Genomic DNA, 24,904 nt, shown 5'->3' with positions numbered 1-24,904 from the left:
TGCCCCCGGGTCCGAGTGACCGGGGGACTTCGTTCGTCATGATCCAGATGCCGGGATCGCACGCTTTCGCGGCCGCCGCGCACGTCGAGGCGGATGTCGCGCCCGAACTGCTGCCGATCATCGGCATGGTGCTCGAGGTGTCGGGCTCCGCCAGCCGAATCGTGCTCGATCTCGCCGCGCTCGAGGCGATGGCGGGGAACGCCGATCCGGTGCTCGTCCAGGCCGGGCAGGTCGGGAGCCAGATCAAGGTGCGGGTCGGCCAATCGTGGCTGATCGCCGGCATCCGGTCCTTGAAGCTCGCCGACGACATGGGCGACCGGGTCAGCGCGCAGGTCGACTTCCTGGGGGAGGGCGACGAGGAGAAGCTGACCGGCAAGCTCTACAACTTCCGCCGCGGCGTCACCCGCTATCCGACGCCGGGTGCGCCGGTCTATCCGGTGTCGACCGCGGACCTGAAGCAGATCTACGCCGCCGACGACCGCGCGCACATCGAGATCGGCACGGTCTATCCGACGAAGGACATCCGCGCCGCCTTGTATGTCGACGCGATGCTGGGCAAGCATTTCGCGCTGCTCGGCTCGACCGGCACCGGCAAGTCGACCAGCGCCGCGCTGATCCTCCACCGCATCGTCGAGATGGCGCCGCAGGGTCATGTCGTGATGATCGACCCGCACGGCGAATATGCCGCCGCCTTCCGCGGGAACGGCGCGATCTTCGACGTCGGCAACCTCCAGCTCCCTTATTGGCTGATGAACTTCGAGGAGCATTGCGAGGTCTTCCTGACCACGCAGGGCGCCGAGCGGCAGGTCGACGCCGACATCCTGGCCAAATGCCTGCTCGCCGCGCGCGCCAAGAGCCGGCAGGGGCAGGAGATCCCGAAGCTGACCGTCGACGCGCCGGTGCCCTATCTGCTGAGCGAGCTGACCAACCTCATCAGCCTGGAAATGGGGCGGATGGACAAGGCATCGAACACCGCGCCGTATCTCAGGCTCAAGTCCAAGATCGACGAGGTGAAGAACGATCCGCGCTACGGCTTCATGTTCTCGGGCATGCTGGTTGCGGATTCGATGGCGGCGTTCATCCAGCGCATCTTCCGCCTGCCCGGTGACGGCAAGCCGATCTCGATCGTCGACGTGTCGGGCGTACCGAGCGAGATCACCTCGGTGGTCGTCGCGGTGCTGAGCCGGATGACCTTCGATTTCGCGATCTGGAGCCGCAACGAGCCGCAGCGCCCGATCCTGCTCGTCTGCGAGGAGGCGCACCGCTACATCCCGTCCTCCGGCGAGCAGCACTCGTCGGTCGGCCGCATCCTGGGGCGGATCGCCAAGGAAGGGCGCAAGTACGGCGTGTCGCTGGGGCTGATCACCCAGCGCCCGTCGGACCTGGCCGAGGGCGTGCTGTCGCAATGCGGCACGATCATCGCCATGCGCCTCAACAACGACCGCGATCAGGCGTTCGTCCGCGCGGCGATGCCGGAGGGAGCGCGCGGCTTCCTCGATTCGATCCCGGCGCTGCGCAACCGCGAATGCATCATCTGCGGAGAAGGCGTCGCCATTCCGATCCGCGTCTCGTTCGATGGGCTGGAAGCGGCGAAGCGACCGGCATCGGCGGACCCCTTATTCTCGCAACTCTGGGGCGAGGTGGGGGACGAGGAGAACATCATCGCCCGCACGATCCAGAAGTGGCGAGCGCAGGGGCGGTAGGTCCGGACGCGGTCGTGCCGCGGCTCCGCCGGCAAGTTCCGAAACGTAGTGCCGATCGGCCGTTCCCTTCGTCCGCGCCGTCGCGCGGCTGACGAGGAGCTTCAGCGGCGGGAAACCGCACCCAGCAACCCGTCGAGCTTTGCCCGGAACGCGCGCATCGCGTCGCCCGAGAGCCGGACGACGCGCGAGAGCGAGACGCGGCGGGGGTCGATCGCGACGCCGCGGCGCATGACCTCCCAGTGGAGGTGCGGGCCGGTCGACAGGCCGGTCGAGCCGACATAGCCGATCACCTGCCCGCGCGCGACGCGAGCGCCGGGGCGGACGACGATGCGGCTCATGTGGCCATAGGCGCTCTCGATGCCGTCGGCGTGGTTCAGCTCGACGAAATTGCCGTAGCCGCCGCGCCGCCCCGCGAAGCCGACGACGCCGTCCATCGCGGCGTAGATCGGCGATCCCCAGGGCGCGCCGATGTCGACGCCCTTGTGCATGCGCATCGTGCCCAGCAGCGGGTGCATCCGGTAGCCGAACGACGAGGTGATCCGCCCGTCGACCGGCATCGCGAAGAAGCCGCGCCGTTCGTAGGTGGCGCTGCGATCGAGCCAGCCGTCGACGCCGTCGCCGTCCCAGCGGACGAGTTCGAGCTTGCGACGGCCCCGGTCGAGCCCGGCGTATTGAAGCTGGCCGATGCGGACCTCGCCGGTGGCGGCGCGCTCCTGCTCGGCGATCAGGTCGAAGCTGTCGTTCGCGTCGACGTCGCGCCCGACCGAGAGGCGGGTGGCGAGCGCCTTGATGTACGCCTCGACCAGCGTCGCGGGTGCGCCGGCGGCGCGGGCGGAGCGGTAGAGCGAGGCGCCGACGAGGCCGTGGATGCGCAGCGGCGTATGGTCGACCGCGATCGGCTGACGCTGGAGCGTCAGCGCCTCGCCCGCGCGCGCGACGGTGAGGTTCAGATCGAACCGCGCGCGGAAGGCGAGGCGTTCGAGCGGGCGGGCGACGCGGCGGTCGGCGCGACGGCCGAGCGTCAGGTCGATGCGCGTGCCGGCCGGAAGGTCGCCGAGCGCGACCGCGTCCGCCACCAGATCGGCGGCGCGCGCGGCGTCGCCGCGGCCGACGCCGGCGCGCGAGAGCAGGCTCTCGAAGCGGTCGCCGTCGCCGAGCGTCGCGCTGAGCTCGACGACCGGGCGCTCGGGCGTCTCGGCAAGGGGACGGACGAGGTCGGAGGCGGCCATCCGCCGGCCGGTCGTGGCGCCGAGCGCGAGCGGGGCGATCGCCTGGGTCCGCGCCTCCTCCAGCGCCTCGCCCGCGACCGGGACCGGAACCGCACCGGGGAGCGGGCGGGTGACCGGCGGATGGAGTGACCAGGCGGCGGCAATCAGGCCCGCCAGGGTCGCGAGGCCGCGCCACCACTCGCGGCTGCCGATCCGCGCGCCGAGATCGGGCGTCCAATCGATCCGCCAGGCGACATCGCGGGCGCGGTCGAGCGCGCCGGAGCGGGGGAGTGCGGGCGCGCGACCGATCGCCGATCCGCCCGCGGCGGCGAATTGCAGCCCCTCAGGTTCGCGCAGGAACACGGCGAACGATCCCCCCGATACGCGGCGCCGAAACACTCCCGACGTGGCGGCAAGCGTTGTGGAAGCGGGGTGCTAAAGTCAAATTAACCCGAAGCGACCCTGTCGCGCGCTGCGGCAAGGTGGTTCGGGCGCGCGACGGGCGGGGTAAGATCGTGGGGTCCGCCTCCACCGTTCGTCCTGAGTAGGGCCTGAGCGTAGCGACGGCCCGCATCGAAGGACCGCAGCCAGGTCCTTCGATACGAGCCTTCGACTTCGCTGCGCTCCGCTCAGTCTCTACTCAGGACGAACGGAGTGTGAGGGGCCAGTCCTCAGCCGGCCGCCCCGCCGGCCGCCAGCGCCGCAAGGAGCAGCAGCGCGACGATGTTGGTGATCTTGATCATCGGGTTGACCGCCGGGCCGGCGGTGTCCTTGTACGGATCGCCGACGGTGTCGCCGGTCACCGCGGCCTTGTGCGCTTCGGAGCCCTTGCCGCCGTAATTGCCGTCCTCGATGTACTTCTTGGCATTGTCCCACGCGCCGCCGCCGCTCGTCATCGAGATCGCGACGAACAGGCCCGAGACGATCACGCCGAGCAGCATCGCGCCGAGCGCGGCGAAGCCTTCCGCCTTCCCCGCGACCGCGGCGACGATGAAGTAGACCGCGACCGGGGAGACGACCGGCAGCAGCGAGGGAATGATCATCTCCTTGATCGCGGCGCGCGTCACGATGTCGACCGTGCGTGCGTAATTGGGGCGGCTGGTGCCTTCCATGATGCCGGGGTTGGAGCGGAACTGCTCGCGCACGTCCTCGACCACCGAGCCCGCCGCGCGGCCGACCGCGGTCATCCCGAACGCGCCGAACAGATAGGGCAGTAGCGCACCGAGCAGCAGCCCGACGATGATGTACGGGTTGGAGAGCGAGAAGTTGACCACCGGCACGCCCGGCGTCTGCTCCAGCCCCAGCGCGCCGGCGTAGCGCTCCAGGTCGGTCGTATAGGCCCCGAACAGCACCAGCGCGGCGAGCGCGGCGGAGCCGATGGCGTAGCCTTTGGTCACCGCCTTGGTGGTATTACCGACCGCGTCGAGCGCGTCGGTGCGGTGGCGAACGTCGTCGGGCAGCCCCGCCATCTCGGCGATGCCCCCGGCGTTGTCGGTGACCGGACCATAAGCGTCGAGCGCGACGACCATCCCGGCCAGCGCGAGCAGCGCGGTGGCGGCGAAGGCGACGCCGATGATGCCCGCCAGCTGATAGGTCGCGACCACCGCGACCACGATCACGAGCGTCGGCAGCGCGGTCGATTCGAGGCTGATGGCGAGGCCCTGGATGACGTTGGTGCCGTGGCCGGTCACCGACGCCTTGGCGATCGACTTGACCGGCCGGTAGTTCGTGCCGGTGTAATATTCGGTGATCCAGACCAACGCGCCGGTGACGGCGAGCCCGATCATCATGCACCAGAACAGGCTCATGCCGGTGAAGTTGAGCTGACCCGCGACGCCGGCCGCGGTCTCGCCGCCGAGCGTGTCGGGCGCGAGCAGCCCGCTGTCGATCGCGGCGGTGGCGAGGTTCGAATGCATGTCGCCGCCGAGCGCCCACCACGTCACGCCGTAGATCGCGGGGACGGCCAGGATCACCGTCGTCCAGAAGCCCTTGTAGAGCGCACCCATGATCGAGCCGGTCGCACCGAGCCGGACCATGTAGGTGCCGATGATCGAGGTGATGATGCACACGCCGCCGACCAGCAGCGGCAGCGCCATCAGCTGGAACAGCTTGGCGGCGTCGGGGACGAGCAGCGCGATCGATACCATCGTCAGCCCGAGCGTGACGACATAGGTCTCGAACAGGTCGGCGGCCATGCCCGCGCAGTCGCCGACGTTGTCGCCGACGTTGTCCGCGATGACGGCGGGGTTGCGGGGATCGTCCTCGGGAATGCCCGCCTCGACCTTGCCGACCAGATCGGCGCCGACGTCGGCGGCCTTGGTGAAGATGCCGCCGCCGAGCCGCGCGAAGATCGAGATCAGCGACGCGCCGAACGCGAGCGCGGTGAGCGCGCCGGTGATGACGTGGCGGTCGGCCTCGACCGTCAGATCGAGATGACGCGCGGCGAGGAGATACCAGAAGATGCCGGTGATCGAGAGCAGGCCGAGCCCCGCGACGAGCATTCCGGTGATCGCCCCCGAGCGGAACGCCATCGTCAGCCCGCCCTGGAGCGAGGTGCGCGCGGCCTCCGCCGTACGGACGTTGGCGCGCACCGAAATGTTCATGCCGGCGAAGCCCGCCGCCCCCGAGAGGATCGCGCCGATGAGGAAGGAAACGGTGGAGAGCCCGCCGAGCGTGAAGAACAGGATCACCGCGACGACCGCGCCGACGATCGCGATGGCGGTATATTGCCGCGTCAGATAGGCCCTCGCGCCCTCCTGGATGGCGGCGGCGATATCCTGCATCCTCGCATCGCCTGCGGGCGCGCGCAGCACCTGTTGACTGGTGAAAACGCCATAGAGCACGGCGATGACGCCGCACGCGATGGCCAGATAGATGAACTCCATCGGCTCTCCTTCCCTACATCCGCGTCATGGGGCGGGGCCGGTCCTCTGACGGAGCCGGTCCCCTCGCGGTTCGCAGGAAGGCTAGAGCGCAGGGCTTGGGGTGGCAAGCGCGGCGTCGCAGACCTCGATCAGCCGTGAAGGAAGCCCAGTCGGGCGGGGAGCGGCACCGGCGCGCCGGCATCAAACAGCGTCAGCCCGCTGCCCGCTGCGACGCGGCCGATCACGGTGGCGAAGACCGGCGGCGTGAAGCCGGCGGGGGCGGCGAACAGCAGCTCGTAATCGTCGCCCGCAGTGGCGGCGGTCAGCGCGTCGTGGCCGAAGGCGCGGAGTTCGGGGGACAGCGGCACGCGGTCGAGGTCGAGGCTGAGCGCCACCCCGCTGGCCGCCGCCATCCGGGCGGCGTCGATCAGGAGACCGTCGGAGACGTCCATCATCGCATGGACGTAGGGGGCGAGCGCGCGGCCCTCGGCGAGGCGCGGCTGCGGGCGGCGGTAGGCGGCGAGGAGACCGGCGGGTCCGGGCGCGCCGCGGGCGATGGCGAGGCCCGCGCCTGCGTCGCCGATCGTGCCGGTGACCCAGAGCGTGTCGCCCACCTTTGCCCCGCCACGCGGTGGCGCGGCGGCGTCGCGGCCGATCGCGGTGACGCCGAGCACGCGGGGCGCGCCCGCGGGCAGCGACACGGTGTCGCCGCCGATCAACGGACAGGCGAAGGCGGTCAGCACTTCGGCGAGCCCCGCGAGGAAGGCCTGGTCCCAGCCGTCGTCGCCGAGCGGGTAGCCGAGCAGTACGCCTTCGGGCGTCGCGCCCTTGGCCGCGAGATCGGAGAGGTTGGTCGCGATCAGCTTCCACGCGACGTCGGCGGGCGGATCGCCGGGGAGGAAGTGGACGCCCTCCACCAGCGTGTCCGCGGTCATCACCAGCCCGGCGACGACCGCCGCATCGTCCGCCAGCCCGCGCGCCCCGGGATGGAGCGGCAGGCGGCGGAGGCGAGCGAGGAACTCGGGCTCGTTCATCTCAGCGCCCGAACGGCACTTCGCCGCGCCGGCGGAACGCTCATCCGATCACGCACGCGGTCACCCCGTGTTGTGGTCCTTGTCCTGCGGCTTGCCGTTGCTGCCGGCGGGGTAATCGTCGGGCGTCACGCTGGACTGGTTCTTGACCGCCTGCTCGTCGCCGGCGTCGCGGGTCGTCTCGTCGTCCTTGAAGTCGCCGCGGGGTTTGTTGGGTTGATCGACCATCCATGTTCTCCTTGCGCGGACAACGCGCGGCGGCCGGTGACGGGCTCAGCCTCCGACCTCAACCATCGCGGCGGCGCTCGATCAACCAGGGGCGCGGGAGGCCGGTCGGCTTGGGCGCGCCGTCCATGCGGATCGCGCGGATCACGGGGACGCGCTTCGCCAGCAGCGTCCCCTTCATCGCCGCGGTGGTCGGCATCGCGAGGATGCGCCGCGCCGTCGCCTGCCCGGCGACGACGCGCCCGAACGCGGCATAGCCGGGGTTCTGCGGCGACCAGTCCATCCACGGCTCCGCGCCGATGGTGATGAAGAAATTGCCGTTGGCGGAGCCCGGATCGCCCATCCGCGCCATCGAGATCGTCATGTCGAGATGCCTGATCCCGGTCCGCCGCGTCGATTCGTGCGGGATGGCGCGGAGGAAGCGGCGCGGATCGGTGCGGATGCCCGATTGGATGAAGCCCTGGCGCGGATCGCGCTTCTGCCGCGCGACGCGGTAGAAGCTGATGCCGTCGAACCGCCCGTCGTCGACGTAGCGCAGGAAATTGGCGGTGGTGATCGGCGCGCGCTTCGCATCGAGCGCGAGGACGATGGGCCCGGCGGCGGTCTCCAGCCGCACGCGGACGAAGCCGGGCGTGGCCCGGTCGGCGCGCTGCGCGGCGGCGGGGAGGGAGGCGAGCGCAAGGAGAAGGGCGAGGAGGCGGAGCATGGGCGATCGTAACCCCAACCGTTCGTCCAGAGTAGCCGCTGAGCGACACGGAGTGGCGGATCGACGGGCTGTCTTGCAGGATGTCCTTCGATACGAGTCTCCGCTGGCGGCTCAGCCTTCACTCAGGACGAGCGGAGGCGCATGGCCGGGCATCAGTCGGCCGACAGCCCCCAACGCCCATAAGTGTAAGCGTTCGGGCCAAATCGGAAATGCGCGCCGTCGGGGTCGGCCGCCAGCACCTCGGGCTTGTCCTCCGGCCGGACGCCACCCGCCATCCAGTGCGGGATGCGGACGCGGTGGACATCTTCGCCGAACGGTCCGGGAAGCGGCTCCGAGAAGTCGACCAGCAGGTCCTTCGCGCCGAGGCGCGTGGCGACGCTCTCGCTCATGTCGGGGAAGACGAGATCGCGGAACTCGGTCGACAGGTCGAGCGAGAGGTCTTCGCCGGTCCGTCCGTCGGCGAAGGCGATCGTCCGGCAGGCGTTGTGATGGTTCTGCCAGGCTGTTCCGAGTTCGTCGGCCAGCGCCTTGAGCACGTCCGGGTGGAGCGCATGTTCGACGAGGCGGCGATTGTCGGCGGGGATCGTCGCCTCCGGGGTCGCCCCGATCACGCGCAGCGTCGCTTCGAGCTGGAGCAGGTTCGGGTATATACCGCGGCCGTCCGCCATCGGACCGAGGCCGTGTTCCGCTCGGTCGAGCAGCGGGGTCAGATCATCGGGGCGAAGCACGATCGCGCGCGCCTGGGCGAACGGGCCGCGATCGCGCCGGTCGTGCCGGTGCAGGCGGCCGATGCGCTGGAGGAGGACGTCGATCGGCGCGAGATCGGTGATGAGGAGGTCTGCATCGAGATCGAGCGACTGTTCGAGCGTCTGGGTGCCGACCAGCACGCGCCCCGCGGCGGTGCGCGTCTTGCCGAACGCGGCCTCGACGGCCTTGTCGAGCAGCTGACGATCGGTGGGCGCGAAGCGGCCGTGGTGGAGCGTCGCGGTTCCGTTCACGCGAAAGGCGAGCTCGGGGGCCAGCGCCTCGAGCGCCTGCGCGACTGCGATCGCGCCGGCGACGCCGTTGCGGACGACCAGCACCGACGCGCCCTGCCGCGCGGCTTCTACCGCCCGGATGGCGATGGCGTCGGCGTCGCCGATGATCGCAGCGGTCTTGAAGCGGACCGTCTTCGCGCGCGTCCCGTCCGACGAGGCCTGACGCGGCGGCGTGTCGCTGCCGGCGAGCGCAGGATAAGGGATCGCCGCCGCCGCCGCGAGATCGGGCAGGGTCTGCCCGAGCAGCCGTGCCCGCGCATCCGCGCCAAGCGTCGCCGACAGCAGCACCGCGCGTCCGCCGGCCTTAGTGTGGTTGGTCAGCAATCGGCGCAGCACCGCGCCCATGTAGGCGTCCGAGGCGTGGACCTCGTCGACGACGAGCAGGCTGCGCGCGAGCGCGGCGGCGCGGAAGGGCGCGTGTTTGACGCGCAGCGCGCCGAGCAACGCCTGGTCGATCGTCCCGACGGTGACGCGCGCGGCGAGGTAGCGGTTGCTGCGTTCGGCCGCCCACCGCGCATCGCTGCCGCCGTCATCCCAGCGGGTCGCGAAGCCGGGGAGCGCCTGCCCGGTGGCGTCACCGGCCTGGAGGTAGCCGGGCACCGCCAGCACGGCCTCGACCGCGCCTTCGCCGAAGACGCGGTCGAGCATGTTCTGCACGCGGGCGTGAAGCTGGACGGCGGCGGTACGGGTGGGGAGCGCGAAGAACAGCCCGTCGACCTCGCCCTGCGCGCGGAGTTGCAGCCAGCGCCACAGCGCCGCCTCCGTCTTGCCCGACCCCGTCTCCGCCTCGATCAGCGCGACCGGGCCGAGATCGGGCGCGTCGGCCTCCTTCTGCACACCGCGCGGCGCGAAGCCGAACGCCGCATCGAACGGGACGAGCGGCATGTCGAGCGGGGTCAGCCCGCGAGCCGCGACCGCGCCGCGCGCCCGCTCGCCACGGATCGCGTCGCGCGTCTCGCCATAGGGGCCTTCGATGGGGAAGAGGGCGGTGTCGGAGCCGAGCCAGTCGGCGAGCGTCACCAGCCCGGCGAACAGCGACGAAGCGGGGATCGGTCGGGAGCGTGTCGCCTTCGTCCCACGCCTGCGGGTAGCGGGCGCGGACCTGCGCGATGACCTCCTGGGCCGCGGCGAGGGGGTCGTAACCGTCCTTCGCTTTCCAGAGCGGGGCGTGCCTCGCCCAGCTGGTGTTGCGTCCGCCGGTCGGGTGCGGGCCGCGGAACTCCTCGCGCGGGCGGCCGTGGTGCGCGAAGAGCGCGGGGATCAGTTTGGCCGCGCCCCAGTCCCGCTGGAGCGAGAGCAGCGCCTGCGCCGCCGGCGAGGCCTTGAGCCGGTCGTCCTTGATCAGCGCCGCAACCTGCGGCTCGTGCCCGATCCGCTCTGCCTCCGGCTTCCACCGCGCCTGGAAGCCGGTGTTCACCTTGCCGATGTCGTGGAGCGCCATCAACACGACAATGCGGGTGAGGTCGAGTTCGGTCAGCGCCCGTCCGGCCGTCGTCTCCAACGCCCGCCGCCACGCGCCGCCGGTCAGCAGCGCCTCGCCGCAGGCGGCGACGTCGAGCGCGTGCTCGATCAACGGGAGGGCGGCGGCGACGGCTCTGCCGTCCTCGGCATAGGCGAGCTTCGCCCAGGGCAATGCGATTGGCGGCATCGAACGGAACTCCCCCGCCGTTATGGTGACGACGTCTCTCTCCCGCGTGAAGCCGTAAGCGCCGCTGACGCATCCGAACTGGATCATAACAAGTCGACTTGACCGTTTCGGAGAGAACTCCTTTCGGAGCACGCCCCTAACGCCGGAACCCGCCGTCCAGATAAGGGGGATCCGGAATGGTGACGACGCTTTCGGCGCACGAGAAGCGGCTGACGCAGCTGTTCAACGACGAATACGAATTCCACATTCCCGGCTATCAGCGACCCTACGCCTGGACCGGGCAGCAGGCGGGCGAGCTGGTCGACGACCTGGTCGACTTCATGCGCGCGCAGCCCGGGACGGTCGACACCATGTCCCCGTATTTCCTCGGCAGCATCGTCCTCATCAAGCAGGACGGGCGCGCGCTCGCCGAGGTGGTCGACGGGCAGCAGCGGCTGACCACGCTCACCATCCTGCTGTCGGCGCTGCGCGCGACGCTGCCCGCGGACAGCGCGGCGAACCTCACGCCCTTCATCATGCAGGAGGAGAACGAGTTCACCGGCGCCAAGGGTCTGCCGCGGCTTCAACTGCGTGAGCGCGACCGGCAATTCTTCCGCGAACGCTTTCAGAAGAACGGCGGCTTCGCCTCGCTCCTCGCCGGCGACGATTGGCTGCCGGACGCGCAGGAGCGGATGCGCGCCAACGCGCGGCTGATCCACGGCCAATTGGCCGAGCTGGACGAGGAGGAGCGCAAGCGGCTGGCCGGCTTCGTGCTCCAGCGCTGCTTCCTGGTCGCGGTGTCGACGCCGGACCTCGATTCCGCCTATCGGATCTTCTCGGTGATGAACAGCCGCGGCCTCGACCTGAGCGCGGCCGATATCCTGAAGGCGCAGTTGATCGGGCATGTCCCCCCGGACGAGCGCGGCGCCTACACGCTGTTGTGGGAGGATGTGGAGGAGGACCTGGGTCGCGAGACCTTCGTCGACCTGCTCGGCCACATCCGCATGATCGCGCGCAAGCAGAAGCCGAAGGCGACATTGCTGGTCGAGTTCGGCGAGCATGTCGCGAAGGGCCGCGACGCGCGCGAGGTGATCGAGGGCACCGTGGCCCCGCTCGCCGGCTGGTACGCCCAGATCCTCGCCGCGGCCTATGCGAGCACCGCCGACGCCGGCACGATCAACGAGCGGCTGCGCTGGCTCAACCGGCTCGAGTTCTCCGACTGGACGCCGCCCGCGCTCGCCTTCCTCCAGCGCCACGGCGGCGACGCCGCGGCGACCGGTCTGTTCCTCGCCAAGCTCGAGCGCCTCGCCTATGCCATGCTGATCGCTCGCTGGGGCGTGAACGACCGGATCGAGCGCTTTTCCGACCTCACCCGCGCGATCGAGGAAGGACGCTGGGCGGCCGCGGACGGGCCGCTCGCGCTCGATGCGGCCGAGCGCGCGGAGGTGCTCGAGACGCTGGCCGGCCCGGTCTATCTGACCCTGTCGGCGCGCGCCCGCTCGACGTTGCTGTTGCGGCTCGACGCGCTGCTCGCGGGCGGCGGCGCGACCTACGATTATCCGGTGGTCACCGTCGAGCATGTCCTGCCGCAGACTCCGGCGGCCGAGAGCGAATGGCTCGACTGGTTCCCGGACGAGGAGGCACGCCGCGCGCGCACCCATTGTCTCGGCAATCTGGCGCTGCTGACCCGCAAGAAGAACAGCGCGGCATCCAATTACGAGTTCGAGCGCAAGAAGACCGCCTATTTCCTCAACGGCGGGGTCTCTCCGTTCCCGCTCACCACCCAGGTGATCGGCCACGCGGCGTGGACGCCCGAGATCGTCGACGCGCGCCAACGGGCGCTCGTCGACGCCTTCGTCGCGCACTGGACGCTGGACGCGGCGGCCTGACCGCCGATGCCTGCACCTCTCCCCCGCACCGGCCAGTTCGTCTCCCTGCGCGGCCGACTTTGGCTGGTCGAGGGCGAGCCGGATGCGCCGCTCGGCGGGCATATGCTCGCCTGCGTCGACGACGATGCGAGCGGCGAGGAAGCGCGGGTCCTGTGGGGGGCGGAAGTCGATCCACGGCTGCGCGACGAGGAGGCGTGGGGGTCGCTCGCGGCGCGGGGCGGGGACGATCCGCGCGCGTTCGCGGCGTATCTGCGCACGGTCAAGTGGCGCTCCGCCACCGCCGCCGAGCGCGACCTGTTCCAGGCGCCGTTCCGCGCCGGCATCCGGCTCGATCCCTATCAGCTGCTGCCGCTCAGGAAGGCGCTGCGGCTGCCGCGGGTCAACCTGCTGATCGCCGACGATGTCGGGCTGGGCAAGACGGTCGAGGCGGGGCTGGTCCTGCGCGAGCTGCTGCTGCGCCGCCGGGTCGACTTCGCGGTCGTGCTCGCGCCCGCGGCGATGACGCTGCAATGGCAGGAGGAACTCAGGACCAAGTTCGGGCTTGCGTTCGACATCGTCGATCGGGCGCATCTGGAGGCGCTGCGGCGGCGGCGCGGCTGGGGTGCGAATCCCTGGGCGGCGGGATCGCGCTTCATCCTGTCGCATTCGCTGGTGGGCGAGGAGGCCTATGTCGCGGGTCTGCGCGACGTGCTCCAGCCCTTCCGGGCGCGCTCGCTCCTGATCCTCGACGAGGCGCATCACGCCGCGCCCTCCGGCGGCGGGCGCTACGCGATCGAAAGCCAATTCACCCGCGCCGTCCGCGAGCTTGCCGAGCGGTTCGAGCACCGGCTGTTCCTCTCGGCGACGCCGCACAACGGCCATCCGAACAGCTTCGCGACGCTGCTGGAGCTGCTCGATCCGCAGCGCTTCACGCGCGGGGTCGATGTCCGGCCCGCCGACCTAGAGCCGGTCATGGTCCGCCGCCTCAAGAGCGATCTGCGCGAGCTCGGCGAGGCCTTTCCCGAGCGCGTGGTCGAGCCGGTCGCGATCGACGGGCTGCCCGAGGACGCGCCCGAGCTCCGGCTCGCGGCGATGCTCGCCGAGTATCGGAGCCTGCGCGAACGCCGGATCGGTGCGCTGGCGAAGGGCCGCGCGGCGCGCGCCCGGCTGGCGTTCGTCGGGTTGCAGCAGCGGCTGTTGTCGTCGATCCCGGCCTTCGCGAACACGCTCAAGGTCCATATCACCGCGCTCGACGCGCTGCTCGCGGGAGAGCGCGCGAAAGCCGCGATCGAGCCGGATGAGGAGGCGCCCGCGCGCGCGACGGACGAGGCGATGGCGCTGGACCGGCTCACCCGGGCGGAGGCGGACGTTGCGGCGCTCGCCGTGTTCGACGGGGCCGACCCGGCCGACCGAGCTCAGCTCGCCGCCGAGCGCGCGCACGCGGCGGCGATGCTGGTGGTGGCGGAGGCGGCGCGATACGCACCGGACGCGCGCGTGCGCTGGCTGCTCGACTGGTGCCGCGCCAACCTGCTCGACGGGGAGGGTCGCTGGCGCGAACGCCGGCTGCTGCTGTTCACGGAATACGAGGACACGCGGCGGTGGTTGCAGCGGCAGCTCGCCGTGCTGCTCCGCGAAGACGATCCGCACGAGGCGCGGCGGATCGACAGCTTCACCGGGGTCACCTCGCTCGAGCGGCGTGAGGCGATCAAGCGCGCGTTCAACGACCCCGCGCACCCCGTCCGCATCCTGATCTGCACCGATGCGGCGCGCGAGGGGATCAACCTCCAGTCGCAATGCCACGATCTGGTCCATGTCGACCTGCCGTGGAACCCATCGCGGCTCGAACAGCGCAATGGCCGGATCGACCGCAAGCTCCAGCCGAGCCCGATCGTCACCTGCCGGTACTTCGTCTATCGCCAGCGCGCCGAGGACGTCGTGCTCGACGCGCTGGTGCGCAAGACCGAGGCGATCCGGCGACAGCTCGGCTCGGCGGGCGAGGTGCTGGGCGACCGCATTTCCGCGCGGCTGGCGGCGGCGGGAATCGCGCGCGGCGAGGCGGCCGCACTCGCCGAGCGCATCCGCGACGCCGAGGCCGACGAGCGCATGCGCGCGGCGGCACACGGGCTGGGCGACGACGAGGACCGGCTGGCGCGGCTGCGGCGCGAGCAGGCGGAGCTGGCGGCGGCGCTGGGTCACGCGCGCGAGCGGGTGGGGGTGGAGCCGAGCGAGCTGGAGTCGGTGGCGGCGCTGGCGATGGAGCGGACTCGACCTCCATTCGCCCCGAGCGACGTCGAGGGGCGCGGTGCCTCGACTTCGCTTGGCACGAACGGACGTTTGGTTACGGCACTGCGTCCCGACGGTCGAGTCGGCGATACGCCCGTGTTCGCGCTCGACGAGGCGGCGCTGGCGGGCGATCCGACGTGGCAGCCGCTCCTCGACGAACTCCGCGCGCGGCCCGCGAAGCCCGGCGAGCGGCCGGCCGAGTGGCGGGCGAGCGAGGACGCGGCGGTGCGGCGGGTGAGCTTCGCACCGGCGATCCTCGCCGATGGGCGCGATGCGGGCGATGTCGTCCAGCTCCATCTCGAACATCGGCTGGTGCGGCGGCTGCTCGGGCGGTTCGCGACCGCAGGGTTCGTCGGTGGGCTCGACCGCGCGTGCGCGATCGCGAGCGACGCGGTGAGCCGGCCGCGGGTGGTGCTGCTCGGCCGGCTCGCGCTCTACGGCGATGGCGCGGCGCGGCTGCACGAGGAGGTGCTGAGCGTCGCCGCCGACTGGCGCGCGCGACCGCATGACGGCTTGCGCGCGCTGGCCGCGGGTCGCGAGGCGGAAGGGCGGGTGCTGGACGAGTTGCTGGCGGCGCTCGGCGAGGCGCGGCCGGCATCGGGCGAGGTCGTCGCGGCGGCGACGGCGGGCGCGCGCGAGGATGTGACGGAGTTGCGTCCGGCTTTGGAAACGCGCGCCGCGGTGAGGCGCGAGCGGGTCGAGGCCGAGCTGGCACGGCGCGCGGACAGCGAGGCGTCAGGGCTCGAACGCCTGCTGACCGCCCGAATCGAGCGCATCCGGCGGGAGCAGGGGGCGGATCATCGTCAGCTCGAACTCGGCCTCGACGACGCCGAAGCCCGCCAGCGCGCCGCCGACCGCCGCGCGTGGGACCGCGCCGCTACCCGCCTCGACGACGAGCTGGTCCGCGAGCCCGATCGGCTCCGCGCCTCGTACCGCATCCGCGCGACGCGGCTGGAGCCGATCGGCATCGTCTATCTCTGGCCGGGGGCGGCATGAGCGCGCGGCTCGACGCGGGGCAGCACGATTGGCTCGGCTATCTCCAGCCGACCGGGCTGGTCGTCGCGCCCGCGGTGTTGACGCGGCTGGGACTGTGGCCCGAGCCGCAGGGGCGGGCGGACGGCGAGCGTATCGAAGCGGCGCTGGCGAGCCTGGCGGCGGGGAACGCCTGGCCGCTGTTCGGCGGCGTGCTCGGCTGGTCGGCGGCGTGGGTGGCGGGCGCGCCGGGCGGGCCAGAGCTGCCGGAGGCGCTCACGGTCTCGCTTCGCGATGGCGAGACGCTGCTGACGCCGACGATGGCGGTTCGGGCGGTCGCGGGCGAAGGCGTTCAGCTGCTCGTCCGCGTCGAGGCCGCCGACACCGAACTCGATCGCCGCGGCGCGCTCGACGGATGGGAGGCGACGCCGCAGCAGCGGTTCGAGCGGTTGCTGCGCGAGACCGGGGTCGGCGCCGGGGTGCTGGTCGGGGTGCAGCCGACGGGGCGGGGCGACGCACCGCTCGAACCCGCGCTGCGGCTGGTGGTCGCGCCGCGGGGCGAGGCATCGGGGCATCTCGGCTGGCCGCTCGCCGCGCTGACCGGCGTCGCCGGGCGCGGGATGCTGGGCGGCCTCAAGCTGCTGCTCGACGCCCATGCGCTGGTCACCGGCCCGCCGACCCACCGGCTGACCACGCTGCTCGCCGAAAGTCGCGCGGCGCAGGCGGAGGTGTCGACCAAGCTCGCGGGACAGGTGCTGGCGAGCCTCCACGAACTCTTGCGCGGGCTCGACGCCGCCGAGCCTGCGCTGATCCGCGATCTCGCCGCGCGCGATCCGCAACATCTGTACGAAGGGTTGCTGACCGTCCTGCTGCGGCTGATCTTCATCCTCTACGCCGAGGACCGCGACCTGATGCCGTCGGCGCGCGCGGGCGGGGCGGCGGCGCTCTACGAGCAGGGCTATGCGCTGGGCGGGCTGCACGCGCGCCTCCTCGACGACGCGGCGGCGCACGCCGAGCTGATGGACGAGCGGCGCGGCGCGTGGGGGCGGGTGCTGGCACTGTTCGGGCTGGTCGAGCGCGGCCACGACGGCTTCATGCAGGCGCGCGGCGGGCGGCTGTTCGATCGCCGCGCCTTTCCGTTCCTGCTTGGGCGTACCGACCCGGATGCGCCCGAGCGGGTGATGCCGGTGTCCGACGGCTGCGTCTTCGGCGTGCTCGACGCGCTGCTGACGCTTGACGGCGAGCGCGTCGCCTACCGCGCGCTCAGCGTCGAGCAGATCGGCTCTGTGTACGAGGCGGTGATGGGCTTCACCGCGGTCGCGGCGACCGGACCGATGCTCGCGATCCGCGCGGGCAAGAACAACAAGGTGCCGGTGTGGATCGACCTTGCCGAGCTCGCCGGCGTCGGCGGCCCGGAGCGGGCCAAATGGCTCAAGGACCGCACCGGGCGCGGCACCTTCGGTGCGGCGGTGACCAAGGCGTTGCGCGCGGCGGCGGATGTCGCCGAACTGGCGGCGGCGCTCGCCCCGATCGTCGACGCGCGCGCCTGTCCGCGGGGTTTGGTGGTCGAGGCCGGGACGCCGATCCTCCAGCCGACCGACGAGCGGCGACGGACGGGCAGCCACTATACCCCCGCGTCGCTGACCCGCCCGATCGTCACCCACGCGCTGGAACCCGCCTTCGCGAGGATCGGCGCGGAGGCGACCCCGGCCGAGGTGCTCGACCTCAAGGTCTGCGATCCGGCGGCGGGGTCGGGCGCGTTCCTGGTCGAGGCGTGTCGCCAGCTCGCGACCCGCCTGGTCGCGGCGTGGGACCGCTGGCCCGTGCAGCGCCCGACGATCCCGGCGGACGAGGACGATCTGCTCTACGCCAAGCGGCTGGTCGCGCAGCACTGCCTCCACGGTGTCGACAAGAACCCGCTCGCGGTCGAGCTGGCGAAATTGTCGCTGTGGCTGGAGACGCTGGCGGCGGAGCACCAGTTCACCTTCCTCGACCACGTCCTGCGCACCGGCGACAGCCTGGTCGGGCTGCCCAATCCGAAGATCACCTCGGTCTCCTGGGGCAAGACCCACGCCCAGCACACGCTCGTCGAGTCGATCGTCCGCGATTGCCTGCGTGCCGCGACCGCGCTCGAGCGGCTGATGCGCGCGGAAGCCGAGATCGCCTCCTACGAGGTGCAGCAGGTCCGCCACCGCGAGGCGGCGACCGCGCGCGAGCGGGCGCACCTGATCGCCGACGCCGTGCTGGAGGCGTTCTTTGCCGGGAGCAACGCCAAGGCGCGCGAGCAGGGGCTCGCCGAGGTCCAGCGGCTGGTGCTCGCCCCCGATCGCGACAGCTGGCCGATGCTGGCGATGCTGCGCGAGCGGCTGCGCGCCTCGCCGATCGGGATCACCAGCTTCCACTGGGAGCTGGAGTTCCCGACCGTGTTCGACCGCCCGAACCCCGGCTTCGACGCGATCGTCGGCAACCCGCCGTTCGCGGGGAAGAACACGATCGCAAGCGGGCATCACACGTCCTATCCGGATTGGCTCAAGACGCTGCACCCGGGCGCGCACGGTAACGCCGATCTCGCCGCGCACTTCTTCCGCCGCGCCTTCGCGCTGCTGCGCCGCGGCGGCGCGTTCGGGCTGATCGCGACTAACACCATCCGCCAGGGCGACACCCGCGAGACGGGGCTGAAGCGGATCATCGACGACGGCGGCGTGATTTTTCGGGCGGTCACCCGCCATCGTTGGGAGGGAGAAGCGGCGGTGGTGGTGAGCCAGGTGTTCGTGCGGAAGGGCGGCGGAGAAGACGGTGCGGTGCTCGACGGAAAGCCGGTGCGGCGCATCTCGGCCTATCTGGTCGAGGGGGAGCTCGATGCATCGCCTGCGACGTTAAAGGCGAACGCGGGGAGGGCGTTCCAAGGGTCGATCCTGCTTTGCTTGGGCTTCACATTTGACGATGTGAATGCGGCCAAGGGCAAGGCGAACGCGATCGCCGCAATGGAGCGGTTGGTAGACGAGCACCCGTCCGCGTCAGATATCATTCAGCCATATCTTGGAGGGGAGGAAGTCGCGACATCCCCAACGCACTCGCACCGCCGCTATGCCATCAATTTTCAAGATTGGCCGCTACGGCGAGACTCCGTCGGTTGCTGGCGGTCGATGTCCGATCAGGAAAGACTGACGGCTCTCCGCGAAGGTGTCGTGCCCAGCGACTATCCTCGCACCGTGGCGGCCGATTACCCTCCATGTCTCGACATTGTCGATCGACTGGTGCGTCCCCTCAGGGCCAAAGACTCGCAGGAGATACGGCGCAGGCTCTGGTGGCGATATGCGGCACCCGCACGCGGTCTCTATGAAGCAGTCGGAACACAGACTAGGGTGCAGGTTGTCGTCCAAACCTGCCCACATCTGGAGACGACCTTCGTTTCCAACGGGTCGGTCTTTGACCAGAAGCTCGTTGTCTTAAGCTCTGAGAGCTACGCGCTGTTTGGTATTATCCAGAGCCGTGTCCATGAGATATGGGCGCGATTCCAAGGCGGAACGCTTGGGGACACGCTTAGCTACACCCCCTCCGACTGTTTCGAGACCTTCCCGCTCCCGTCCGGCTATGCCGACGCGCCGGAGCTCGAAGCCGCCGGCCAGGCGTATCACGACCACCGCGCCGCGCTCATGGTCGCGCGCAACCAGGGGATGACCCCGACCTACAACCGCTTTCACGCCGCGGCGGACACCGGGGAGGACATCGTTGCGCTCCGCCGCCTCCATGCCGCGATGGATGAGGCGGTGCTGCGCGCCTACGGTTGGCACGACCTCGCCGATCGTGCCGCGCCCGTGTTCCTGAGCGAAGAGACCGAGGACGACCACCAGTATCAGGGCCGGCTCCACTGGCCCGCGCCGTTCCGCGACGAACTGCTCGCGCGCCTTCTGCTCCTCAATGCCGAGCGCGCGCGGGCGGAGGCGATGCTGTGAGCGCCGCACAGGTCCGCGCCGGGCTGGTCGATCGGCTGCGCCGCAACCTCGTCGGACCGAGCGCGCCGGAGGACGCCGATCTCGCCCGGGAGGCCCTGCCCGCGGGGGAGACGCCGTCGCGCTGGTATCTGACCGGTTTCCTCGCGCCGTCGGGCGAGCTGGCGGTGGACGGTGGCGACCCGGAAGCCGACGACGAGGACGCGCTGTTTCCGGAGCCGGATGCGCTGACTGTCGGCGCGGCGACGGGCGACGACGACCTTCCCGATACGCCGCCGCGGCGCCGTTTCCTGCCCAGCTCGATCGGGCTCACCGCGATGGTCGACGCCGACGTGACCGCGATCGAAGCCGAGGTGACGTGGGGCGATTACGTCCCCGAACCGCCGCTCTCGCGCGAGACGCTGGAGGGCGGGCACGCCCGCGAGGTCGAAGCATGGCGGCGGGTTCCCCATGCGCGGACGGTGACGCTGCGCCTGCCCGGCGACGACGACGGGCTGGTCGCGCATCCGGTCCCCGCCTCCGGCGCGAGCGCCTATCCCGGCGGCGGGCTGGAGCTGGCGGTGCGGGCGCGGCCCTTCGCCTTGCGGCTGGCGACGGGGAGCGAGCGCCGGGTGCGGCTGGTCACCGTGTTCCTCGTCAACAAGCGGCGCGAACTGGCGTCGTCGTTCCGCGACCTGACCTACGCCTATCAGGCGACGCTGGCGCTGCGCTGCGGCAGCGGGTTCGTGCCCCAGCACGATCTGTCGCGCACCCGCCGCGACGATTGGGACGACCGGCTCGCCGACCTCCATTACCGCGACGCCGCGGCCTACGCCGCCGGGCTCGGCTGCGCGGCGGAGCATGTCGTCGAGGACGGATGCGTCCGGACGATCCGCACCACCCACCTGCCCCGCGCCGCGGTCGAGCGGACGATCCCCGCCGAGGTCGCGGGAGTCGAGTTCGGGATGGACCGGCTCGCGACGCTGGCGCGTGAGGGCGGAGAGGAGCTTCGGGCGGCGCTTGCCCCGCTGGGCGACGCCTACGCCATGTGGACCCGGTGCCAGCACGACCGCGCCGCCGACGACGACGGGATCGCGGGTTCTCCCCAACGCCGCGCGACCGCAGCCGAACTGATCCGCGGCCAGACGGAGGCGCGCACGCGGATCGCCGCCGGGATCGCGCTGCTCGCCGCCGACGCGCGCGCCCGCACCGCCTTCGCGATCGCCAACCGCGCGGTCGCCGACGCCGCCCGCGCGCGCAAGCCCGCCGCGCCCGACCCGGCGTGGCGGCCGTTCCAGCTCGCCTTCATCCTGCTCAACCTCGCCGGGATGGCGGACAGGCACCATCCCGATCGCGAGACCTGCGACCTCCTCTTCTTCCCCACCGGCGGCGGCAAGACCGAGGCGTACCTCGGGCTCGCCGCCTTCACCATCGCGCTGCGCCGGCTGGAGGCGCCGGGGCTGCTCGGCGCGGGGGTGAGCGTGATCATGCGCTACACGCTGCGGCTGCTGACCCTCGACCAGCTCGGGCGCGCGGCGGGTCTGGTCTGCGCGCTGGAGCTGCTGCGTACGGGGCCGGACTACCGCCTCGCCGACGGCCGCGCGGCGCTCGGCGACTGGCCGATCGAGATCGGCCTGTGGGTCGGCTCCGACGCGAGTCCGAACCGGCTCGGCGGCAAGGGCGACAAGAGCGACGACACCGCAGTCCGCCGCGTCCGCAACTTCCGGGCGAAGCGCGATCGCCGCGCGCCCGCGCCGATCAAGGCGTGCCCTTGGTGCGAGACCGCGTTCGACACCAACAGCTTCCGCTGTGTCCCGAGCGACGACGCGCCCACCAACCTCGAACTCCGCTGCGCCAATTCGGCCTGTGCCTTCACCGGCGACCGGGCATTGCCGATCGTGACGGTGGACGAGGCGATCTACCGCCGCCTCCCCGCCTTCCTGATCGCGACCGTCGACAAGTTCGCGGCCTTGCCGTGGAAGGGCGAGGCGGGGGCGTTCTTCGGCCACGTCGACCGCGCCGACCCCAGCGGCTTCTACGGCGCGGCGGAACCGGGACCGGGGCGCGCCCTGGACGGCGGGCACAGGCTCGGCCCGCCCGATCTGGTGATCCAGGACGAGCTGCACCTCATCTCCGGCCCGCTCGGCACGGTCGCCGGGCTGTACGAGGCAGCGATCGACCGGCTGGCGACGCGCGAGGATGCGGGCGGGCGCGTGCGTCCCAAGATCGTCGCCTCGACCGCGACCGTCCGCCGCGCGCAGGGGCAGATCGCCGCGCTGTTCGACCGCGCCGACACCCGCATCTTCCCGCCGCCGGGGATCGGCCGCCGCGACAGCTTCTTCGCGAGGACGCAGGCCGAGAGCGCGGCGGACCCGGCGCGCTGGTACGTCGGCATCGCCGCGGCGGGGCGCGGGCCGAAGCTGGTGTTCCTCCAGGCGCTGGTGACCCTGCTGGCGGGGGCGCAGGGGATGGCCGACCCTCCGCTCCGTTCGTCCCGAGCGCAGTCGAGGGACAAGCCCGGTACGAAGCCGCAAGGTGTCTCGACTTCGCTCGACACGAACGGTGAGGGAGAGGACCGTCTCCGTGATCGCGGCGATGCCGACGCCTATCTGACCGCGCTCTGCTACTTCAACGCGCTGCGCGAGCTGGGCGGCGCGCGGCGGATCGTCGAGGACGAGGTCGCGGCGCGGGTCGCGACCTATGGCGACGCGCGCCGGCGGCTGGAGCCCGGCGACCGTCCGTTCGGGAATCGTACGCTGGCCGAGCCGGTCGAACTCACCTCGCGTGTCTCGACCGACGACGTGGCGGCGGCCAAGCGGCAGCTGGAGACCGGCGGGGTCGACGTTGCGCTGGCGACGAACATGATCTCGGTCGGGCTCGACATCGATCGGCTGGGGCTGATGCTGGTCCAGGGCCAGCCCAAGACCGCCGCCGAATACATCCAGGCGACCAGCCGCGTCGGCCGCAGCCCCGCGCGGCCCGGCCTCGTGCTCGTCGTGCTCAACGTCCACAAGCCGCGCGACCGGCTGCATTTCGAGCAATTCGGGCACTTCCACGACACCTTCTACCGCGCGGTCGAGGCGACCAGCGTCACGCCCTGGTCGGCGCGCGCGCTCGACCGGGCGCTGGCGGCGGTGGTGGTCGCGGTCGCGCGGCACCTGCGGCCCGAGCTGACGCCATCTGGCGCGGTCGCAGCGCTGGAGACCTCGCCGGAGACGCGCGCGGCGGTCATCCGTCACTTCGTCGAGCGCGCGCCGGCCGAGGCGCGCGACCGGCTGGCGGCTCTCGTCGAGGGGCTGCTCGACGATTGGCTCACGGTCGCGCGCGAGCAGACGGCGGCCGGCGTCCGCTTCAGCTACGACGAGCGCCCGCACCGGCTGCTCCACCCGCCGCTCGATCCGGTGACCGGCAATCTGCGACCGGAGCACCGGCGCTTCCAGGCGGGCTGGTCGATGCGCGACGTCGAGCCGGGCGTGCTCGTCGTTTCGCGCGGGCCGAACGGGGAGAAAGGATCGGGAGACCTGGCATGAGCAAGCCCGTCACGCTGCGTCAGTCGCAGCTCGTCACCACCTTCGGCCCCGGCGCGATGGTCGATCTGCCGACGCGCTCGGTGGTGATCGGCGGGCTCAACCTCTGGCGGATGCGCGAGAAGGGGAGTTGGCGCACGATCGTCGAGCCGCGCGCCACCGCGGTGCTGGATGCTTTGCTCCGCCGCAGCGGGCGACTGGGCGAGGATGCGACGCTGACGCTCCGCACCCCGCCGGTCGACGACGAGACGAAACGGCGCGGCGGCAGCGAGGCCCCCGGCGTCGAGGCGCGGGTCTTCCCCACGTGGTTCGTCGCGCGCGACGCGGACGAAGCGGAGGGCGCGCGCCGACGCCGGCTGGTCCGCTGGCGCGACCTCGATCCGCGCACCCAGACCGAGTTCGTCGGCGACGACAAGAGGCGCGTCCCCGTCACGCCGATCCGCTTCGTCGCGGGCTGCCGCAAGGGCCACCTCCAGGACATCGACTGGGGATACGCCGTTCATGCGGGAAGCACCGAGCGCTGCGCGCAGCCGCTGTGGCTTGAGGAGCGCGGCACGTCGGGCGATCCGCGCTCGACCCGCGTGGTCTGCGCGTGCGGAGCGTCGCTGTCGCTCCACGACGCCCAGGCGCCGGGCCGGTTCGGCAAGTGCCGCGGGCGGCGACCGTGGCTCCATACCGACGAGCCGGGCGGGTGCGAGGAGCCGCTCAAGTTCCTGACCCGCACCGCGACCAACGCCTATTTCCCGCAGGTGCTGACCGTGATCTCGCTCCCCGCGGGCGAGGACGAGCTGACTCGCCGGGTGATCGACCATCTCGACGGACTCTCCTGGGTGGAGAGCGAGTCCGATGTCGCGGCCGCGCGGCGCTCGAACCCCGCCGCCCGCGCGGCGCTGGACGGCTGGAGCGACCCCGAAATCTTCGCCCGCGTCCGCGCCGTCCGCGCGACCGGCGCTCAAGCGCTCGACAAGGCCCCTAAGGCCGCTGAGTTCGATCTGCTCGCCCCGGGGCTCGCCGAGATCGGTTCCGATGCGCCCGACGCGCGGCTCCACGCGCAGACCCTGGCGCGCGCCGATTGGGACGGCGACCGCCCCCGCCTCGCCCCGATCGCCGCGGCGGTCGCAGTCCACCGGCTGCGCGAAGTCTCCTGCCTCTACGGGTTCACCCGCTTCGAGGCCGCGCCCGCCGCGATCGACGGCGACCTCGAGGAGCTGACGATCGCGGTCGAGGGCGCGGCGCTCGCGACCGAGCTCGAATGGCTGCCGGCGATCGAGCAACTGGGCGAGGGCGTGTTCCTCAAGTTCGATCCCGAGGCCATCCACGCCTGGCACGCCCGGCCGGCGGTCTACGCAAGGATCGACGCGCTGGTGCGGGGGTGGGACCGCTGGCGCGCCGGCGCCTCCTACGCCGACCGGCTGCGCCCGCCGACCTTCACCTATTGCGCGATCCACTCGTTCAGCCATGCGCTGATGAACGAGATCGCGCTCGACTGCGGCTATCCGGCGAGCGCGCTCAAGGAGCGGCTGTACGCGATGGTCGACGAGGGCGGCGAACGCTTCGGCCTCCTGATCTACACTGCCTCGACCGGCGCGCAGGGGACGCTTGGCGGGCTGATCGCGGTGCTGCCGCGGCTCGGCTCGATCATCGAGCGTGCGCTCGACGCGCTCGAACTCTGCTCCGGCGACCCGGTGTGCGCCGAGCATGATCCCGATCAGCACGCCGACGAACGCGCGCTCTCGGGCGCGGCGTGCCACTCCTGCCTGCTGATCGCCGAGACGAGCTGCGAGGCGCGCAACCTCTATCTCGACCGCGCGCTGGTCGCCCCGACGGTGTCGACGCCGGGGGCGGCGCTGTTCGGCCCTTGACCGTTCGTCTCGAGCGAAGTCGAGGGACATGGCCGGGCTGGTGCCACGACTTCGCTCGG

At 71.6% G+C, this 24,904-nt stretch carries 12 protein-coding genes and 1 pseudogene; 6 read left to right on the top strand and 7 right to left on the bottom strand.

Going from position 1 to position 24,904, the window contains the following annotated elements; genetic code table 11:
- The first annotated feature begins 38 nt into the window (after nt 1-38).
- Nucleotides 39-1,703, top strand: coding sequence for an ATP-binding protein (locus AC4GYY_RS07430; protein WP_491119632.1), 1,665 nt, complete (start codon nt 39-41; stop codon nt 1,701-1,703).
- A 101-nt stretch (nt 1,704-1,804) separates the two neighbouring features.
- On the opposite strand, the gene AC4GYY_RS07425 is transcribed toward AC4GYY_RS07430, so the two are convergent.
- The 7 genes and pseudogenes from AC4GYY_RS07425 to AC4GYY_RS07395 form a co-directional block, all read right to left on the bottom strand.
- The gene (locus AC4GYY_RS07425; protein ID WP_491119631.1) at nt 1,805-3,274 is read right to left on the bottom strand and encodes a peptidoglycan DD-metalloendopeptidase family protein; all 1,470 of its coding nucleotides are present in this window, start codon (nt 3,272-3,274) and stop codon (nt 1,805-1,807) included.
- 308 nt (nt 3,275-3,582) lie between these two features.
- A complete protein-coding gene (locus tag AC4GYY_RS07420; RefSeq protein ID WP_491119630.1) occupies nt 3,583-5,796 on the bottom strand; it encodes a sodium-translocating pyrophosphatase in 2,214 nt (737 codons plus the stop codon).
- 128 nt (nt 5,797-5,924) lie between these two features.
- Nucleotides 5,925-6,809, bottom strand: a complete 885-nt coding sequence (thiL, locus tag AC4GYY_RS07415) for a thiamine-phosphate kinase (protein WP_491119629.1) — start codon at nt 6,807-6,809, stop codon at nt 5,925-5,927.
- A gap of 60 nt (nt 6,810-6,869) precedes the next feature.
- Nucleotides 6,870-7,034, bottom strand: coding sequence for a hypothetical protein (locus AC4GYY_RS07410; protein ID WP_491119628.1), 165 nt, complete (start codon nt 7,032-7,034; stop codon nt 6,870-6,872).
- A 58-nt stretch (nt 7,035-7,092) separates the two neighbouring features.
- Nucleotides 7,093-7,737 carry a peptidylprolyl isomerase gene (locus AC4GYY_RS07405; RefSeq protein ID WP_491119627.1) on the bottom strand — a complete coding sequence of 215 codons (645 nt, stop codon included), beginning with the start codon at nt 7,735-7,737 and terminating at the stop codon, nt 7,093-7,095.
- A 152-nt stretch (nt 7,738-7,889) separates the two neighbouring features.
- Nucleotides 7,890-9,794 (bottom strand): CRISPR-associated helicase Cas3', encoded by a 1,905-nt coding sequence (gene cas3 / locus AC4GYY_RS07400; protein WP_491119626.1) that lies wholly within the window; start codon nt 9,792-9,794, stop codon nt 7,890-7,892.
- A gap of 124 nt (nt 9,795-9,918) precedes the next feature.
- Nucleotides 9,919-10,422 (bottom strand): annotated as a pseudogene (locus AC4GYY_RS07395) (CRISPR-associated endonuclease Cas3''); the annotation flags it as partial.
- A 176-nt stretch (nt 10,423-10,598) separates the two neighbouring features.
- Here AC4GYY_RS07395 and AC4GYY_RS07390 point away from each other — a divergent pair.
- Genes AC4GYY_RS07390 through drmB form a run of 5 tightly spaced genes read left to right on the top strand, consistent with a single transcriptional unit; the run spans nt 10,599 to nt 24,845 of the window.
- Complete coding sequence (locus AC4GYY_RS07390; RefSeq protein WP_491119625.1) at nt 10,599-12,290, top strand: DUF262 domain-containing protein; 1,692 nt, start codon at nt 10,599-10,601, stop codon at nt 12,288-12,290.
- 6 nt (nt 12,291-12,296) lie between these two features.
- Entirely contained in the window at nt 12,297-15,548 is a 3,252-nt protein-coding gene (gene drmD / locus AC4GYY_RS07385) for a DISARM system SNF2-like helicase DrmD (protein WP_491119624.1), read from the top strand.
- Nucleotides 15,545-19,480 carry an Eco57I restriction-modification methylase domain-containing protein gene (locus AC4GYY_RS07380; RefSeq protein WP_491119623.1) on the top strand — a complete coding sequence of 1,312 codons (3,936 nt, stop codon included), beginning with the start codon at nt 15,545-15,547 and terminating at the stop codon, nt 19,478-19,480. The genes drmD and AC4GYY_RS07380 overlap by 4 nt, the downstream gene beginning before the upstream one ends.
- Nucleotides 19,477-22,986 (top strand): helicase-related protein, encoded by a 3,510-nt coding sequence (locus AC4GYY_RS07375; RefSeq protein ID WP_491119622.1) that lies wholly within the window; start codon nt 19,477-19,479, stop codon nt 22,984-22,986. Before AC4GYY_RS07380 ends, AC4GYY_RS07375 begins: the two co-directional genes overlap by 4 nt.
- The gene (gene drmB / locus AC4GYY_RS07370; protein ID WP_491119621.1) at nt 22,983-24,845 is read left to right on the top strand and encodes a DrmB family protein; all 1,863 of its coding nucleotides are present in this window, start codon (nt 22,983-22,985) and stop codon (nt 24,843-24,845) included. The genes AC4GYY_RS07375 and drmB overlap by 4 nt, the downstream gene beginning before the upstream one ends.
- Nucleotides 24,846-24,904: the final 59 nt, after the last annotated feature.

The sequence above is a fragment of the Sphingomonas sp. SP6 genome, from assembly GCF_058313435.1.
This window is presented reverse-complemented; position numbering and strand designations above follow the sequence as displayed.